Source organism: Paenibacillus rhizoplanae (assembly GCF_042684125.1).
GTDB lineage: Bacteria > Bacillota > Bacilli > Paenibacillales > Paenibacillaceae > Paenibacillus_AQ > Paenibacillus_AQ rhizoplanae.
Genome location: NZ_JBHUKY010000023.1, coordinates 363006 through 379557, shown reverse-complemented (window position 1 = coordinate 379557; position 16552 = coordinate 363006). Strand labels below are relative to the sequence as shown.

At 55.1% G+C, this 16552-nt stretch carries 19 protein-coding genes; 3 read left to right on the top strand and 16 right to left on the bottom strand.

Annotated elements, in window-relative coordinates; genetic code table 11:
* Positions 1–17 precede the first annotated feature (17 nt).
* Together ACFSX3_RS14755 and ACFSX3_RS14750 are read right to left on the bottom strand one after the other, a co-directional pair.
* On the bottom strand, positions 18–686 hold the full coding sequence (locus ACFSX3_RS14755) for an AroM family protein (protein WP_209984249.1): 669 nt from the start codon (positions 684–686) through the stop codon (positions 18–20).
* Positions 687–798: 112 nt separating this feature from the next.
* On the bottom strand, positions 799–1749 hold the full coding sequence (locus ACFSX3_RS14750; protein ID WP_076086874.1) for a DUF1177 domain-containing protein: 951 nt from the start codon (positions 1747–1749) through the stop codon (positions 799–801).
* A 264-nt stretch (positions 1750–2013) separates the two neighbouring features.
* On the opposite strand from ACFSX3_RS14750, the gene ACFSX3_RS14745 reads away from it, so the two are divergent.
* Complete coding sequence (locus ACFSX3_RS14745; RefSeq protein WP_209984252.1) at positions 2014–3057, top strand: serine hydrolase domain-containing protein; 1044 nt, start codon at positions 2014–2016, stop codon at positions 3055–3057.
* Positions 3058–3465: 408 nt separating this feature from the next.
* Here ACFSX3_RS14745 and ACFSX3_RS14740 read toward each other — a convergent pair whose 3' ends face one another.
* The 11 genes from ACFSX3_RS14740 to ACFSX3_RS14690 all read right to left on the bottom strand — a co-directional run bounded on the left by ACFSX3_RS14740 (position 3466) and on the right by ACFSX3_RS14690 (position 12994).
* Positions 3466–4797 (bottom strand): pyrimidine-nucleoside phosphorylase, encoded by a 1332-nt coding sequence (locus ACFSX3_RS14740; protein ID WP_209984256.1) that lies wholly within the window; start codon positions 4795–4797, stop codon positions 3466–3468.
* A complete protein-coding gene (locus ACFSX3_RS14735; RefSeq protein WP_209984259.1) occupies positions 4797–5660 on the bottom strand; it encodes a purine-nucleoside phosphorylase in 864 nt (287 codons plus the stop codon). The genes ACFSX3_RS14740 and ACFSX3_RS14735 overlap by 1 nt, the downstream gene beginning before the upstream one ends.
* 57 nt (positions 5661–5717) lie before the next feature.
* Positions 5718–6542 (bottom strand): purine-nucleoside phosphorylase, encoded by an 825-nt coding sequence (locus ACFSX3_RS14730; protein ID WP_209984262.1) that lies wholly within the window; start codon positions 6540–6542, stop codon positions 5718–5720.
* Positions 6543–6561: 19 nt separating this feature from the next.
* A complete protein-coding gene (gene deoB, locus ACFSX3_RS14725; RefSeq protein WP_209984264.1) occupies positions 6562–7740 on the bottom strand; it encodes a phosphopentomutase in 1179 nt (392 codons plus the stop codon).
* Positions 7741–7938: 198 nt separating this feature from the next.
* Positions 7939–8832 carry a site-specific tyrosine recombinase XerD gene (xerD, locus tag ACFSX3_RS14720; protein ID WP_209984267.1) on the bottom strand — a complete coding sequence of 298 codons (894 nt, stop codon included), beginning with the start codon at positions 8830–8832 and terminating at the stop codon, positions 7939–7941.
* A gap of 139 nt (positions 8833–8971) precedes the next feature.
* Positions 8972–9205: a DUF4227 family protein gene (locus ACFSX3_RS14715; protein ID WP_209984270.1), complete on the bottom strand. Its 234-nt coding sequence runs from the start codon at positions 9203–9205 to the stop codon at positions 8972–8974.
* A 302-nt stretch (positions 9206–9507) separates the two neighbouring features.
* Positions 9508–9798: a hypothetical protein gene (locus ACFSX3_RS14710; protein WP_209984273.1), complete on the bottom strand. Its 291-nt coding sequence runs from the start codon at positions 9796–9798 to the stop codon at positions 9508–9510.
* 118 nt (positions 9799–9916) lie between these two features.
* Complete coding sequence (fur, locus tag ACFSX3_RS14705) at positions 9917–10384, bottom strand: ferric iron uptake transcriptional regulator (protein ID WP_036732017.1); 468 nt, start codon at positions 10382–10384, stop codon at positions 9917–9919.
* A 150-nt stretch (positions 10385–10534) separates the two neighbouring features.
* Entirely contained in the window at positions 10535–11170 is a 636-nt protein-coding gene (gene spoIIM, locus ACFSX3_RS14700; protein WP_339218875.1) for a stage II sporulation protein M, read from the bottom strand.
* Between the two features lie 67 nt (positions 11171–11237).
* Positions 11238–12431, bottom strand: a complete 1194-nt coding sequence (locus tag ACFSX3_RS14695; RefSeq protein WP_209984275.1) for an endonuclease Q family protein — start codon at positions 12429–12431, stop codon at positions 11238–11240.
* Positions 12422–12994, bottom strand: a complete 573-nt coding sequence (locus tag ACFSX3_RS14690) for an NUDIX domain-containing protein (RefSeq protein ID WP_051493868.1) — start codon at positions 12992–12994, stop codon at positions 12422–12424. Before ACFSX3_RS14690 ends, ACFSX3_RS14695 begins: the two co-directional genes overlap by 10 nt.
* A 77-nt stretch (positions 12995–13071) precedes the next feature.
* Here ACFSX3_RS14690 and ACFSX3_RS14685 point away from each other — a divergent pair, with 77 nt between their 5' ends.
* Entirely contained in the window at positions 13072–13245 is a 174-nt protein-coding gene (locus ACFSX3_RS14685) for a hypothetical protein (RefSeq protein ID WP_209984276.1), read from the top strand.
* A 167-nt stretch (positions 13246–13412) separates the two neighbouring features.
* Here the strand turns inward: ACFSX3_RS14685 and ACFSX3_RS14680 are convergent, their stop codons facing one another.
* Complete coding sequence (locus tag ACFSX3_RS14680) at positions 13413–14540, bottom strand: M20/M25/M40 family metallo-hydrolase (RefSeq protein ID WP_209984278.1); 1128 nt, start codon at positions 14538–14540, stop codon at positions 13413–13415.
* A 99-nt stretch (positions 14541–14639) separates the two neighbouring features.
* Between ACFSX3_RS14680 and prli42 the strand changes: the two genes are divergently transcribed.
* Complete coding sequence (gene prli42 / locus ACFSX3_RS14675) at positions 14640–14741, top strand: stressosome-associated protein Prli42 (protein ID WP_143803916.1); 102 nt, start codon at positions 14640–14642, stop codon at positions 14739–14741.
* On the opposite strand, the gene lipB is transcribed toward prli42, so the two are convergent.
* Positions 14738–15469 carry a lipoyl(octanoyl) transferase LipB gene (gene lipB, locus ACFSX3_RS14670; protein WP_209985111.1) on the bottom strand — a complete coding sequence of 244 codons (732 nt, stop codon included), beginning with the start codon at positions 15467–15469 and terminating at the stop codon, positions 14738–14740. The two genes, prli42 and lipB, sit on opposite strands and share 4 nt — an antisense overlap.
* Positions 15470–15529: 60 nt before the next feature.
* The coding region (locus ACFSX3_RS14665; protein ID WP_379312962.1) for a dihydrolipoamide acetyltransferase family protein at positions 15530–16552 on the bottom strand (1023 nt) is incomplete at its 5' end.

Below are 16552 nucleotides of genomic sequence, written 5' to 3'. Positions count from 1 at the left end.
CTTCATTTCCTCCCGGGTTATACCATTTCTGCTACCAGCTTGCCCATCAGGGCATTGGACAGCACGGCAGGCACTCCTGCGGAGGCCGCCCACTGTCTATGCTGCTCCACATATCCCATACAGTCAAGCACGATCACATCCGCGCGATCCTTCAGACGCTCTGCTGCGGCGCGAAAATCCGCTTCCGTACCCGTATAAGGTGAAGCTGCTGCGAACGGCAACCGGGCTCCGGCACCTGCGAATTTCTCAATCATTGCGTCCTCCTGCTCGGGCAAAGGACCAATCAGTCCCAGACGGCGCCCGTCCAGCATCGCCTGCACAACCGGAGGAATGATCCGGTCCGGCTCAATCAGATGGGCAACAGACGTATGCAGCCCCGGAAAAACTCCCGTGCAAGCCAGCAGGATCGTCCGAATCCCGGCGGCTTCCATAGCATCAATCTTCCCTTGCAGAACAGACTGTATCCGCTCCCGGGAGATGACGGCAGCAGACCCGTCTGTCATACGGGTGGTCAACACGTACTCCCCCGGGGCTGGACTGTAATACTCCTTAACCTGTTCAGCCGTGAATCCGTCCAGCACCCCGGACTGTACCAGTCCCGCCTTGCCCTCCAGATATTTCTCAAGGATAGGCGCAACATCCTGCCTGGGTGCTTGCCCAATCGTAATCAGCCCGATATTCTTCATCTTTGTTCCTCCAGACGCTATGGGTTACAGCCAAGCTGTGCTAACCTGTGCTAACAGAGCAGGCGCTGAAGGAAGCTCAGCGCCTGACTGTAATCGTACATCCGTTATCCTGTTATTGAGAAGTGACTGCCGGTTTGCCCAGTGTCTGCAGCACGCTCATGGAGCCGTACAGCTCAGTAATTTTGGCAAACTCTGCTTCGTTGTAGAAAGAGCACGTTCCCTGCGTTACTTCCTTGGCCGTCTCGATAGCAAAACGCACCGCCTGAGCAATATCCACCTCATGACTGGCGCCGGTACCGCAGCCCGGAACCATAGACTGGGCAGTAATCGCCAGACCCACCACCGGAGCAGAGGTAGCTACCGCAGGCTGAAGAATGGAATTGATATGATACAGCCCGTTGCCGTAAGGGGTAATATCCTGAGTCGTCACCGGAAAAGTAACCGGGTACTGTCCTGTCGTCATCTCCTTGATCCGCAGTAAATCTTCACTCACCCGCAGAATGTATCCTTCTTTGACCGTCGGCGAGATGGCGATCCCTTTGTGATTAACCACACGGTTGCCTTTGGTCGTATCAATGGAGAGAACCGCTTCCATCTCCGGCAGCACTTCATGCTCATTCATCTGCAGAATATCCACAGGGGAATCCATGAAATCCACCGGCTCGTGCGGCAGGGTCGGAGCATCCGGGCAAATATGGGTGGTCACCAGAACATCCCCCAGCAGCACATCCCCTTTGGTCTGCATGTCTGCCAGCTTCAGCGCAGAAGCAATCGCCGCTACCGCACCGTCTGCATCAGAGACCAGGCCAATCCGGCTGGGGCGCGCCCCGATACCACCCAGTCTGCCGACAATGCCGAACGTAGGGGCAGAGCCGCCGCCAAGCTTGCCTTCGCTGCCCGGGATCGTGATTTTGACGAATTCTGTGCTGCCCTTCTCCCCTTCCACCTTCTGAATCTCAACCTTAACCGCAGGATATTCTGCGAATAACTGCTTGACCTGCTTACCGTTAACATAAGCGCTGTCCAGTGCGTTCAAGACTGTAATCGTTTGATGAAGTGCCATTCTAATTCCTCCCCGGATGCATGCTCATGTTTGTGATGTTTGCATTTATACTATCTCAAACCACAAAATGTCCACAATGTACCGCCCTGCCAAACGTAGACAGCATTTCTTGTCCTTTGCAGATAAACCTTACGTCCGAGGACACTCTTCTTCCAAATGCCTGAACTCTGCCTTAGTACAAAGCAACAAATAAAGGGAATGCTATCCAAATCCGCGAATATAAGAAAGGTTATACCATCAAAATCTAAGAAAAGAGGTCAGTACATGAAGCGGGAACAGATAGTAGAGCCAGAACGGCTCGATACACTCATCGGCGAAGAAGCCCGGCGCTCCGGGTTCTCGGGGGTGGTGCAGGTCTCGCACAAGGAACAGACTCTCGCAGAAGCGGCTTACGGCCAGGCCAATATCACGGAGGAACGGAGCAACCGGGTGGATACCCGCTTCGGGCTTGCTTCCGGGAGCAAGCTATTCACAGCGATAGCCGTCTGCCAGCTGGCGGAGCAGGGCAAGCTTTCTTTTGACAGCAAAGTACTGGAGATCTTGCACGAACTGGAGTTTCCTTTGTTTGACCCGGAGATCACGGTACATGAGCTGCTGACGCATAGCTCGGGAATTCCGGATTATTTTGATGAGGAGACGATGGAGGATTTCGCTGCACTCTGGAACGATACCCCGATGTACACACTAAGGCGGCCCGTTGATTTCCTGCCCATGTTCGCGGCACTGCCGATGAAATTCAGTCCTGGCGAGCGGTTCCACTACAACAACGCGGGTTACATTATGCTTAGCCTGCTCATAGAAACGGTCAGCGGGATGAAGTTCACGGATTATGTGGAACAACATATTTTCCGGCCTTGCGAGATGCAGGATTCCGGTTACTTCGCCTTTGATGCCCTCCCGGCCAACACAGCTCTAGGTTATATAGACAACGGTAACGGTCAAAGTATCAGTAACATTTACTCTCTTCCGGTTGTGGGCGGCGGCGATGGAGGTGCTTTTGTCACAGCAGCGGATATGCAGAAGTTATGGACAGGCTTGCTCACGCACAAGCTGCTGCAGCCCGAGACGACAGCCCTGCTGCTCACACCGCATATTCATGTGGATGAGGACACCCGTTATGGCTATGGAGTATGGATCTCGATCCGTAACGGTGAGATATTGAAATATCATATCATGGGCTACGATCCCGGCATCTCCTTCCGCTCCGCAGTCTATCCGGCAAGTGGTGCCGCCTTCACTGCTCTCAGCAACCAAAGTGGAGATGTCTATCGGATGATGCTGGCCGTGGAGGAAATTCTGCCGCTGTAAAAAGGTGTGTCCGCACGGAGCAGCACAGAGGATTATGAAATAAGTGGAATTTGTACACTTCCTTCCAGCATATGGACCACACCCCCTACAATAAATGGATAAACGTCACTTAATTTTACTGATTCCTCCTCTTAGGCGGGTATATTGAATAATCAAATGTACTTTTTCCAACTAAAAACCAATTATCGTTCATTCAAGGAAAATTAATTGCCTTTTTTCCACTTGCATCCTACGGGGTCTCCTGAATAACCCAACCAGCCCAACCACCCCAATCCAGATCAAAACAAACCAATCAAACCAACCAAACAAACCAAAACAAGCCGCACAACAGCAATTTGCTGATTGTACGGCTTGTTTGGTCATTTCTATGAAATTCAGCTATCCGGAACGACTAAACCGGAGTCCGCTCTAATACCGCGTTACCCCATCCTTGGTCACCAGCGCAAAAACCAGCGGCTGCGCCGGAACCGGCTGAGCGGAGATGCGGTAAGCCTCCAGCACTTTGGCTTCGGCCTCCTTCACCTTGCCTTCGCTGGCATCGTTCACATGCAGCACTGCCAGAATATCGCCTGCGGCAACGGCGTCGCCGACCTTCAGCGATAGCTGAATGCCGACCGCCAGATCGATCACGGACTCCTTCGTCTCGCGTCCGGCACCGAGCAGCATCGCGGCCACACCGATCTCTTCGGCCTGGATACTCTCCACATAACCTGCCGTTGCCGCCTTCACTTCGATGAACTTGCGGGCGGACGGCAGCGTGTCCGGCGATTCAATCTGTGTGACATCGCCGCCTTGGGCAGACACCATCTGCTTGAATTTATCCAGCGCACTGCCGTCTTCGATATGAGACAGCAGCATGGAGCGTGCTTCTTCTTCGTCCTTCGCCTTGCCGCCAAGTACGAGCATCTGGCTGCCCAGGATCAGGCAGACCTCCTGCAGATCCTTCGGCCCGTGGCCGTTCAAGGTCTCGATGCCCTCCTTGATCTCCAGAGCATTGCCGATGCCGAAGCCCAGCGGCTGATCCATGTCGCTGATGACAGCAACGGTGTTGCGGCCAAGGTGAGTGCCGATATCCACCATCGCCTGGGCGAGCGCAATGGAATCGTCCAGCGTCTTCATGAACGCGCCGCTGCCTGTCTTCACATCCAGCACGATAGCGTCCGCGCCTGCGGCAATTTTCTTGCTCATGACGGAGCTGGCAATAAGCGGAATGGATTCCACTGTGGCCGTCACATCACGGAGGGCATACAGCTTCTTGTCCGCCGGCGTGATGTTACCGGACTGGCCAATCACAGCCGCGCCGATCTCGCCCACCTGGGCGAAGAACCGTTCCCGGTCCATCTCCACCGAGAAGCCTGTAATGGACTCCAGCTTATCCAGTGTGCCACCGGTGTGGCCGAGGCCGCGCCCGGACATTTTGGCTACCGGAACTCCGGCCGCTGCGACCAGCGGTGCAAGCACAACCGTCGTCTTATCACCCACGCCTCCGGTAGAATGCTTGTCCACCTTGATGCCTGCAATCGGGCTAAGGTCCACCTGGTCGCCGGACATCGCCATCTCCAGGGTCAGATCGCCGGTCTCCCGCGCGTTCATTCCGCGGAAATACACGGCCATCGCCCAGGCGGAAATCTGGTAATCCGGGATCTCCCCCTTGCTGTAGCCTTGAATCAGAAAAGCGATTTCTTCACGGCTGAGCTCCCCGCCGTCTCTTTTCTTTTGAATGAGATCAACGGCACGCATCAGATCTGTACCTCACGGACGAAGGCACGCACCAGTCCGATGAATTTAGGCTTGGTCAGGTTCGCCACTTTTACCACCTGCTCATGGGTCAACGGCTCCAGCTCATCGCCAATCGCCATGTCGGTGATACAGGTAATGCCGAGCACACGCAGCTTGCTGTGGCTGGCTACGATAACCTCCGGCACGGTGGACATTCCTACGGCATCGCCGCCGAGATAAGCCAGCATTTTCAGCTCAGCCGGGGTCTCATAAGTAGGGCCGCTGATGCCGGCATATACGCCTTCCTGCAGAACAAGCGCTTCGCCGTCCACACCTGTAACTCCGCCTGCAAGCTTTTTCGCAAGTTCGATATATTCAGGGTCATAGGCACTGGACATATCAGGGAATCTTACGCCCAGCTCCGGATCATTCGGTCCGATCAGCGGGTTGTCGCCGGTCATATTGAGGTGGTCGGTAATCAGCATCAGGTCGCCTGCCTTGAACGCTCTGTTCATCCCGCCGCCAGCGTTGGTAATGACAAGGGTGCCGATGCCCAGCATAGCCATTACATAGACCGGAAGAACTACCTTGCGCATCTCATAACCTTCATAATAGTGAAAACGGCCCTGCATGATCATAACATCCTTGCCTTCCAGCTTACCAATCACGAACCGTCCGGCATGGCCTTCTACCGTTGAACGCGGGAAATGCGGAATTTCTTCATAAGGCAGATATACCGCATCTTCGATCTGATCGCCCAGGTCTCCAAGACCTGAACCCAGAATAAGGCCGATAGCCGGTGTATAACCGCCGAATTTGGATTGAATATAAGCAGCGGCTTCCTGAACCTGAGTGCCGTATGGAACTGTTGTTGGTGTTGTCATAGGTTGATCCTCCCGGATATGAATTGTGTATAGAATAAGGCGTATGTGAAGCAGTACCTACATTTTTGGAATAAAAGCAAGCACAAGCTTCAGGAACTGCTCGCGCACACGCTCAGCGGTCTCCATCACCTCTGCGTGATTCAGCGGCTGCGGAAGAATACCGGCTGCCATGTTGGTGATGCAGGAAATACCCAGCACTTCAATCCCGGCGTGACGGGCAACGATGGTCTCGGATACGGTGGACATGCCTACGGCATCTGCTCCCTGGCGGCGCAGCATCACGATCTCAGCAGGGGTCTCATAGTTCGGTCCGAGCAGACCGGCGTATACGCCTTCCTTGAACTCGAAATTCAGTGCGGCGGCAGCTTCCTTGGCAGCTGCAATCAGACGCGGGCTGTAAGCTGAAGACATATCCGGGAACCGTACACCCAGCGCATTGTCATTCGGTCCGCTCAGCGGATTGCGTCCGGTCAGGTTCAGATGGTCCGTGATCAGCATAAGATCGCCCGGTGTGTATTCGGTGTTGACGCCACCGGCAGCGTTGGTGACCAGCAGGCTGGTTACGCCCAGCTCCTTCATCACCCGTACCGGGAAGGCTGTAACCTCAGGTCCGTAGCCTTCATACATGTGGAAGCGGCCCTTCATCATGACTACGCGGCGGCCTTCGATCATGCCGATCAGCAGCTCGCCTTCATGTCCTTCTACCGTGGACACCGGGAAATGGGGGATTTCATGATAAGGAATAACAACTTCATCAGTGATCAGATCCGCCAGAACGCCGAGGCCGGAGCCCAGGATCAGCCCGATTTCGGGGGCGACGGTACATTTATCTTTGATGTATACGGCTGCTTCTTGAATTTTGCTTGAGGTTACGGTGGTCATGGTTTGGTTTCCTCCAGAATTAGATTAGTTGAGCCAAAAAGCTTGTCCCGTACTGCGGAGCCTTCGCCCCGAAGTTATCGGCGATTGTGGCGGCCACATCCGAGAAGGTATGGCGGATGCCCAGGCTGCCGGGAGTCTTAAATCTCGGGCTGTAGACCAGAAGCGGCACATATTCGCGCGTGTGGTCCGTTCCGGCATGGATCGGGTCATTGCCATGGTCTGCGGAGATGATCAGCAGATCATCCTCACCAAGCGTAGCGAGCAGCTCAGGCAGCGCCTGATCGAATACCTCCAGCGCACGGCCGTAGCCTTCCGGATCACGGCGGTGGCCGTAGAGGGAATCGAAGTCCACCAGATTGGTGAACAGGAATCCGTTAAACGGCTTGCGCAGCTCGTCGATGGTAATCTGGATGCCGTGTTCATTGCTTTTGGTCGGATAGGTTGCGGTTACCCCTTCACCGGTAAAAATATCATTGATCTTGCCGACAGCAATCACATCCTTGCCGATATCCTCCAGCGCATTCATCACCGTTGGCTCCGGCGGCTTCACCGCATAATCATGGCGGTTCGGTGTACGCACGAAATTCCCCGGCTGGCCGACATAAGGGCGGGCAATCACGCGGCCTACGGAGAACTCAGGAGCCATCGTCAGCTCACGGGCGATCCGGCAGGCGCTGTACAGCTCCTCCAGAGGGATAATATCTTCATGCGCTGCAAGCTGGAACACGCTATCCGCCGAAGTATACACAATCCATGCGCCCGTCTTCATCTGCTCCTCGCCGTATTCCACGAGAATCTCGGTGCCGGAAGCGGGCTTGTTGCCGATGACCTTGCGTCCGGTAGCCGCTTCGAATTTCTCAATCAGCTCCGCCGGGAAGCCGTCGAAGTAGGTGTTAAAAGGAACCTCGATCTTCAGCCCCATCAGCTCCCAGTGGCCGGTCATCGTGTCCTTGCCTACGGATACCTCCTGCATTTTACCGTAGTAGCCTGTAGGGGCTGTTACCGGTTCAAGCGGCGGCAGCGGGGCAATATTCGCCAGCCCGAGCTGCTGCAGATTCGGAAGCTTAAGACCCGGAACCCGTTCCAGAATATGTCCGAGCGTATGGGAGCCTGTATCTCCGAAATCAGCGGCATCCGGCGCTTCACCGATACCTACACTATCCAGAACAATAAATCCGATGCGTTTAAATGAGGACATTGCCGTCTTCACTCCTTTTATAGTTTGCATAATTCTGTCGTCTGCTCTAAGCATGAAGAAACTCCGGGAGAACCTCTCCCGGGAGCGATTTCTTCAGTATGATTCCATCATAACTTTCTTACTCACAAAAAGCATCTTTTCGGCTTAATCCAATCCGCCCGCCCGTATTACTAAGGTCCCTCACCCCAGTACAGCCGGCTATTTCGCCCGGGGATGATGATTCTCGTAGACCTCCTTCATATTCTTGCGGGCAATTCCGCTGTAAATCTGAGTGGTCGAACTATCGGAATGGCCCAGCATCTGCTGCACAGAGCGCAGGTCGGCTCCGCCTTCCAGCAAATGCGCAGCAAAGGAGTGACGCAGGGTATGCGGTGTGATGTCCTGCTCGATCTGAGCTTCACGCGCGTATTTTTTGATGATTTTCCAAAAGCCCTGACGGGTCAGCCGTCCGCCCAGACTATTCAGGAACAGCGCAGGCTCCTCCCGGCTCGCACGCAGCAGCTTGTCCCGCATCTCCGAGATATAACGGGCTACGCAATCCGCAGCAATCACGCCAATCGGGACCACACGCTCCTTGCCGGAGGCGCCGCTGCAGCGCGCGAACCGCAAGGATGTATTCACATCCTCCACATTCAGCGAGATCAGCTCCGTCACACGGATACCTGTCGCATACAGCAGCTCCAGCATAGCCTTATCGCGCATCCCCTGGGGAGCAGCTTCATCCGGAGCCGCCAGCAGACGCTCAATCTCCTCAATACTAAGAATGATCGGCGGCTTGTGACTCGGCTTGATGGCTTCCATATCCAGCGTAGGATCTTGGACAATCAGCCGTTCCTTCAGCAAAAAATGAAAATAGGCGCGCAGCGATACCGTATTCCGGTTCACCGTGGCTGCTGCCTTCCCTGCTCCGCGCAGGGCACCCAGATAGAGCATAATATGTGTTCTTCTAATCTCTTCGGCCGCGTCCAGGCCTCGCTCTTCCGTAAACTCCAGAAACTGCGAAATATCCCGTCCATAGGATTCCAGCGTACTAGGAGACAATCCTTTGTCCCCGGACAAATACTGCATAAACGGCTGTAAGTATGACTTCATCAATTCACGCTCCTGTCAGACTCAGGCTGCTTCATGCGGCTTCGCAGCGGGTTTAGGTCCAGCAGCCGGAACAGCGTTGTTCCATGACATGCTATAGATTGATTCGACATACTTCTCCCTTAATCCTGCATCCGTCCCGTTACTCCCCGTACCAGTAAAAAAGGCGCAGGCGCTCCGCCGCGCTTTGCCCCTGTTCACCGTACTGGACATCCTGAAACGCCCGGACGGCGGTGCCTTCCGGAATCTCAACATTGCGGGTCGGACTGATCCATGCGCTGACCCAGCTCAAAACATAATACAGCACACAGCTTACCGCCACAAGCATCGTCATGAAATACAGCCGGCGCACCGTGCGGGGCAGAGAAATAATCATCCAGGCAGCCTCCTCAAAATGATATAAGCGTTTGCGTCTGCATCCTGAAGTATACGTATACAGTGCACATGCTCCCCTTCTGCTGCGCCTGGGTAAGCGCATGGCCGGGCGGCAAGTAGAACTCGTCCTTCACTTTATGCGCCGGAGGGCCATGTTATGTATGTTAAGTAATATTTGGCTCCTGGCCGCTCTCACTGAGACGGCTCTGTCGAAATCAGGTGCACTAATGCTCTTCATTTGCTCATATAGCGTACTTTGGCTGGAATCAGGTGCACTAATGCTCTTCATTTACTCCACTTCAACTACCCGTCCAGCTCAATTTCAGCGAATTTAATGGAATTTATCCCTTTCATTCCCCCGTCCAGCCCATTTCCAGCGAATTCAATGGGATTTATCCCTCTCATTTCCCCGTCCAGCCCATTTCCAGCGGATTTAATGGGATTTATCCCTTTCATTCCCTCATTCAGCCCATTTTCAGCGGATTTAATGGGATTTATCCCTTTCAATACCTCATTCAGCCCATTTTCAGCGAATTTAATGGGATTTATCCCTTTCGTCCCCCCGCCGCAGCCCGCTAACCACTCTCCGGGCAATCAAAAAGCTCCCCTCCAGCCATTCAGCCGGGGGAGAGCTTGCGCGGTCATTCCTCATCCGAAGATGAACTTAGGAAATCCGCAATGAAGCATTCTTAAGTCCACATTCTATATACGCTTATTCGGGAGTATTGTCCTCTGCCGGATTCTTATCCTTGCAGCGGTGGCATATTCCGTGAAAATCAAGTCTATGATCAACCACCGTGAAGTTGTATTCCTGCTCCAGCCGCTCTTCCAGCGGTCCCAGCCAATCCTCACGAATCTCATCCATACTTCCGCACTGCACACAAATCAAATGATGGTGATGATGCTTCGCCGTATCCGTACGCAGGTCATAGCGGGCCACACCGTCTCCGAAATTGATCTTCTCCACGACATGAAGCTCGCTAAGCAGTTCCAGGGTACGATACACGGTGGCAAGACCGATCTCGGGTGCCTTCTCTTTCACAAGCATGAATACATCTTCCGCACTTAAATGATCATCCTCGTTCTCCAGGAGAACTCTTAAGGTCGCTTCCCGTTGAGGTGTAAGCTTGTATCCTTGGGATTGTAGTTGTTGCTTAATCTTGTCTATTCGGGCTTCCATTGTCTGCCTCCCCCTTGGAAAATTACCACACCGGGCTTCAAGCCACTTCTTCCATTATAGGGGGATTTCCTTTGAGAAGTCAAACGGTTTTAGCATCTCAATAGGACTAGCCCGCGCGTTCACAGATCCTCCATATTTGAAAATTCTTCCTCATGCGGCCGACACCAGCATCGGCGTAACCCAGCGCATCATCACCGGTGTCACCCAGGCCTCGAAGCCGGAGATTCCCATCACCAGCAGCGCCATCCCCAGCGAGAGCAGCGTATACATCATGAACGGATGAGTCACCTGCGTGCGGCGCTGCTGTCCCAGCACACGGCTGCGGATCATCAGCAGGGAGAACCCTAGGGCAGCCGCGCTGCATACCAGCAACACCGGAATCAGCACCAGATTATGCGGAGCGACGGAGACCAGGGCGAACAGCATGCCGTGCCAGGAATATTGGCTGACCAGAGTGCCGACGGTGAAGCCGATCAGCACGCCTTTGAGGAAATCCAGAATCAGAATTCCCGGGAGTCCGATCACAGACAAGCCCAGCACCCAGATCAGGCCGACCCACTTCAGATGAAAAGCGGCGATGCTCCAGTATGAATCCTGCGCGGCAGGCAGTCCCTGCTGATCGACCGTCACGAAGAAATTGCTTAAGTAATCGCCCAGCTCCTGCTGCTGATCCAGCGTAAGCGCAGTGACAATAAGCGCTCCGAAGACCACCCCGACCAGAAATAATACCGCGACAAAAATATAAAGAGGCGTCTGTTCCTTCACCATCAGCTTTAAACTGCGCACCCTGACATTCCCCTTTCCGGTCACATGTTACACCATATGAGGGAATGTCCTGATCTATGACTTGTCCTTAGCTTTTGAGCACCTTGCCGTAGGTGCCTCCACCTCCTGAAGAGAGAACGAGCCGCCCGCTGCGGGCCAGCACGATCAGCCCCGCCAGCTCTGCCCCCGCTACAGCGGCAAGCTCGGCTTCCGCAGCCCGGTGCAGAATGTTCATCTCTGTGCCAAAAGCCTCCAGCAGCAGGTTCAGCTTACGCTTGCCAAGGCCTGGAATGAACTCCAGCGGCACCTGGTATTGGTACGGAGGCCGGTAATCCGGAACCTGCGGCAGCGAACGGTCGGCAATCTGCAGAATACGGTCCAGCACACCCTGGACCAGCTTCGGACTGCCGCAATACGGGCAGCGCTCCGAGGTGCTGTAGGCTTCATCGATGATGCTGCCGCAGCCGCCGCAGTAGGTCCGGTGATATTTGCCCAGCCGGGGATTCAGCCCGAAGTTGGCGCTGACCCTGCGTCCTTCCGAGCGCTGGAGCGCCAGCTTCAGCTCCTCGAAGGAGGGCTCCCGCATCTCGATGACATTGTACTCGCGGCCGATTTTGCCGAGGGAATGGGCATCGGAATTGGTCAGGAAGCTGTAACGGTCAAGCTCCGAGATATACCCTGCCATCTCTGAATCCGCACTGAGACCAAGCTCCACCGCTGCGATACGTTCCAGATCGAATAACTCAGCCATCCGCTCGGCCGCACAGCCATAGAGCCCCTTGTGAGGCGTGAAAATATGGGCCGGGATCAGCAGCCCGCCCCGCCCGGTAATCTCGTCCTGAAGCACCCTTGAAGGGGCGTACAGGCGCTGGGAGCTGAGGTTCACATTGCGCATATGGGCGCTCATCCAGGTGCTGAAATCCTCCATCGTCCCGACGTCCGGCATGAAGGCCAGGACATGGCACTCCCGCCGCCCAGGCTCACGGATCTCGATCTCGGTCCCCAGGAGGATCGTTGTCCCCCTGTAGGCAATTCCGCCGCCTTCTGCTATCGTCATCTCCCCGGAATCAAGCGCAGCATGAATATCACGCAGCACGCCCGGGGAGTGGCTGTCGATAATGCCGATCAGGCCAATCCCCTTGCGCTCCGCCGCTTCCTTAGCAATTCCGGCGAAGGTGAGGTCACGGCTACCGCTGATTTTGACCGCCTGGCCCTCCGAAGTCCGTCCGATATGCACATGCAGATCGCAGTAGACGCTGCTGAGTTCCCCTGCTAGTGCCATTGGCCTGTCAGCGTATACAGATGCCAGGCATAGACCGCCATCATCGTCTTGGCATCGGCAATACGTCCGTCCGCAATGTACTGGTAGGCTTCCTCCAGCGTCAGCTCGGAGACCTCCAGGAACTCATCCTCATCCAGCGCCATCTCGCCCGGCTGGGCATCCTCGGTCACATAGAGGTGAATGATCTCGTCGGCGAAGCCGGGAGAGGTATAGAACGACTTCAGCAGCTTCAGCCCCCCGCTGTGAAATCCGGTCTCCTCCTGAAGCTCACGGCCCGCAGCCGCCAGCGGATCTTCGCCCGGGTCCAGCTTGCCTGCGGGAATCTCCACCTCGGTACGGTGCATCGGCTGACGGTACTGCTCCACGACCAGCATTTTACCCTGATTCAAGGCCAGCACGGCTACAGCTCCAGGGTGCTTCACGACTTCCCGGGTTGCGGTGTTGCCGTCCGGCAGTCTCACAGTATCCACCTGAAGCGAAATAATGTGGCCTGCAAAAATCGGCTTTGTTGACAATGTTTCTTCATCCAATGCGGGGTTGCGGTTTATTTCATCTTTTTTCATAGATTTGTGGTCTCCTTTGGCATCGTTATGCATAGGGTGTATTATAGCAAACTTAAGAAGAAAGAAGGAATGCAGGCATGAATGACATCCTTGTCCAAGCAAGCTCATCCGCAGTTACAATGGTAGGTAAACCGGAACAGATTATGGCCGTAATGGCCGGGTGGATGAAGCAATACGGGCGCGATATGCCCCTGGCTTACATCCTGCTGCTCCAGGCAGATTCGCGGATCAAAGCTTCCAAGGCTGGATAATGCCGCTTCGTTCTTCCAGTGGGCGTCCATTATATTCGAGGGTATAAGAAGGAGCTGTCTCCCGGTTCATCCCGGAAGCAGCTCCTTTAATGTTATTCATAAGCGGCAGCAGACCGCCTTAGCAAAAGCCTTGGCCTGGCCGGATTCCTGCAAAGCCTCTTATCGGCTTAGCCCTTTTGGCTCTCGGCCACAATGGCAACGACCAGGCTGGCCACCTTGACGATGTCTGCAGCCTTGATCCGCTCCTGCGTGGTGTGGATATCCTCGTAGCCAACCGCCAGATTCACAACCGGAACGTTCAGGCCGTTGAACACATTGGCATCACTGCCGCCGCCGGAGGCGAACAGCCGGGTAGTCAGGCCCAGCGAAGTGATCGCCCGGTCAGCCAATTGAACAACCGGATCATTCCCATTAAAGCTGAACGCCGGATAGATAATCTCGCTGCGGAATTCACTCTGCGCGCCGTGGTCGCGCGCGGTAGTCTCCAGCGCCTCCCGCATGGAGGCAATCTGCTTCTCTACCTTCTCCTGCACAATACTGCGGGCCTCCGCATCCAGCTGCACATGATCGCAGACCACATTCGTCGGGCCGCCGCCGGCAAACTTGCCGATATTCGCTGTGGTCTCCTTGTCGATCCGTCCAAGCTTCATGGCCGAAATCGCTTTGCTCGCTACCTGAATGGCGCTGATGCCATCCTCCGGGTTCACGCCTGCATGGGCGGATTTGCCGAAGATCTGCATCGTTACCTTTGCCTGTGCGGGTGCTGCAATAGCGATGGCTCCCACTTCACCGTTGGAATCCAGCGCGAAGCCCATATCTGCATCCAGATGTGCCGGGTCCATCGCGCGTGCGCCCATCAGCCCGGACTCTTCGCCTGCCGTAATCACGAACTGAATCTGCCCGTGCGGCAGCTTCTGCTCCTGAATAACCCGGATCGCTTCGAACAAGGCAGCCAGTCCCGCTTTGTCATCCGCTCCAAGAATCGTGCTGCCATCGCTTCGAATCCAGCCGTCTTCCCCCAGGGTAGGCTTGATCTTCTGGCCGGGCACTACGGTATCCATATGGCAGGTGAACAGCAGCTTCGGCGCGCTCACTCCGCTGTCCGCAGGCCAGGTCACGAACAGGTTGCCAGCTCCGTGTCCCGTTCTCTCCTGAGAGTCATCTTCTGTCGCGGTAAGGCCCAGGCTGCTGAACTTCTCCTTAAGCACATCGGCAATCTGCCGTTCATTCCGGGTCTCACTGTCAATCTGGACAAGTTCCATGAACTCATGGATCAATCGGTCTTGTGATATCATATGGACTTCCCTCTCTTTCTCAGATACGTTACAATGGTTGTACTGCGTTCAATTGTGGGCTTATGCTCATAACTTAAACTAATCTCAAAGGAGTCACTCATGCAACGACAAAAATGGTTTCGCATTATCATCTACATCATGCTGTTCGCTATGATCGCCTCTACGGTGCTGTTCGTCATCGAACCTTTTTTGGCCGGTTAATCACGCTTAGCACTTAAGTAACAGCGTCCGGATTCCCCGGGCGCTGTTTGGCTATACGGAAACTGCTCCAGGAAATGCGGCACCAGCTCTTCAGCAACCGTCCCGATGTCAAAAGCGCGTCCCGTGCATTCCTCAAGCGAGGTCACTCCGTATTCCGCAATACCGCAGGGGATAATCCCTGTGAAGCCGCTTTGCCCGATTCCGGCCGATACGTTGAAGGCGAAACCATGGCTGGTGACAAACCCCCTGCGGAATTTACACTTGTTGAATTTTACACCGATTGCACAGATTTTCTCATCACCGACCCACACCCCGGTATACCCCTGCTTGCGGGTTCCCGTAATTCCATAGGCCTCCAGGTACGCAATAATAACCGACTCCAGCCTGCGCAGATAGCCGTGCAGATCAACCTTGCCGTTCTCGCCCAGCTTCAAAAGCGGGTACCCGACCAGCTGGCCGGGCCCATGATATGTAATATCTCCCCCGCGGTCAATCTCAAACAGCGCAATTCCCTGCTGCCTGAGTTGTTCCCCGCTGAGGAGCAGATGCTCCGGATGATTCTGCGAACCGATGGTGTACGTGGGCGGATGCTGCAAAAGAATCAGCTGCTCGGAAGCAGTGCCCGCGTCAATCGCATGCACCGCTTCCTTTTGCAGCTCCCAGGCCGCCCCGTACTCCATCAGCGGAAGAATGGTAACTGTAAGTTTGCTTAGGTTCAAATTCTCCATGATCGTAAGTTCCCCTTTGCTTCTCATTCTCCCTGTCCTAGGGGTCCGCAGCCGCCTTACTTAGTAGAGCTTCGTCTCCGGGGTGTAGCCTTCCACATTATCCTTCACGCGCTGCAGGAACCGTCCGCTGATGACTCCGTCCAGAATCCGGTGATCCAGCGACAGGCAGATATTCGCCATCGAACGTACGGCAATCATATCATTGATGACGACAGGCTTTTTGACAATGGATTCAAAAGTCAGAATCGCCGCCTGCGGATAGTTGATGATCGGATAAGACAGAATCGAGCCGAACGAGCCGGTGTTGTTCACCGTGAACGTGCCGCCCTGCATATCGTCCAGGCGCAGCTTGCCCTCACGTGTCTTGAGTGCCAGTTCGTCGATCTCGCGGGCCAGTCCGGCGATATTTTTCTGATCGGCTTTTTTGATGACTGGCGTCATGACCGAATCCTCTGTGCCTACGGCCAGCGAGATGTTGATGTCGCGTTTGACAATGATTTTGTCAACGGCCCAGACGGAGTTCATGATCGGGTAATCCTTGATCGCACTGACCACAGCCTTCATCAGAAAAGCGAGATAGGTCAGGTTAATCCCTTCCTTGCGCTTGAATTCATCCTTCAGCTTGTTGCGCAGCACCACCAGATTGGTCACATCGACCTCGATCATCGTCCAGGCATGCGGAATCTCCGAGACGCTCTGGCGCATCCGGGTTGCAATCGTGTTGCGGATCGGCGTCACATCGATCAGATATTCCGAGCTGCTGCCCCGTCCGCCTTCGATCTCAATCGTCGGAATCTTCGGCGATTCGCTTAAGTGCAGGCCGGAGTTGCGGACCGGCTGAAATTCATCCTGAACCGGCTGGAATACAGGCGTCTGCACGGCGGGGGCCTGCGCAGCAGCAGGGACAGCGGCGGAGGCCGGAGGCTGAACGGCTGCGGCTCCGCTCTCCAGGAACGTGAGCACATCCTTGCGTGTGATACGTCCGCCCAGGCCGGTGCCCGGCACGGCCGCAAGGTTGATGCCGTGCTCGGCGGCCAGCGACTGCACAGCCGGAGAGTAACGGGCCCGCATTGGAGCTGCGGC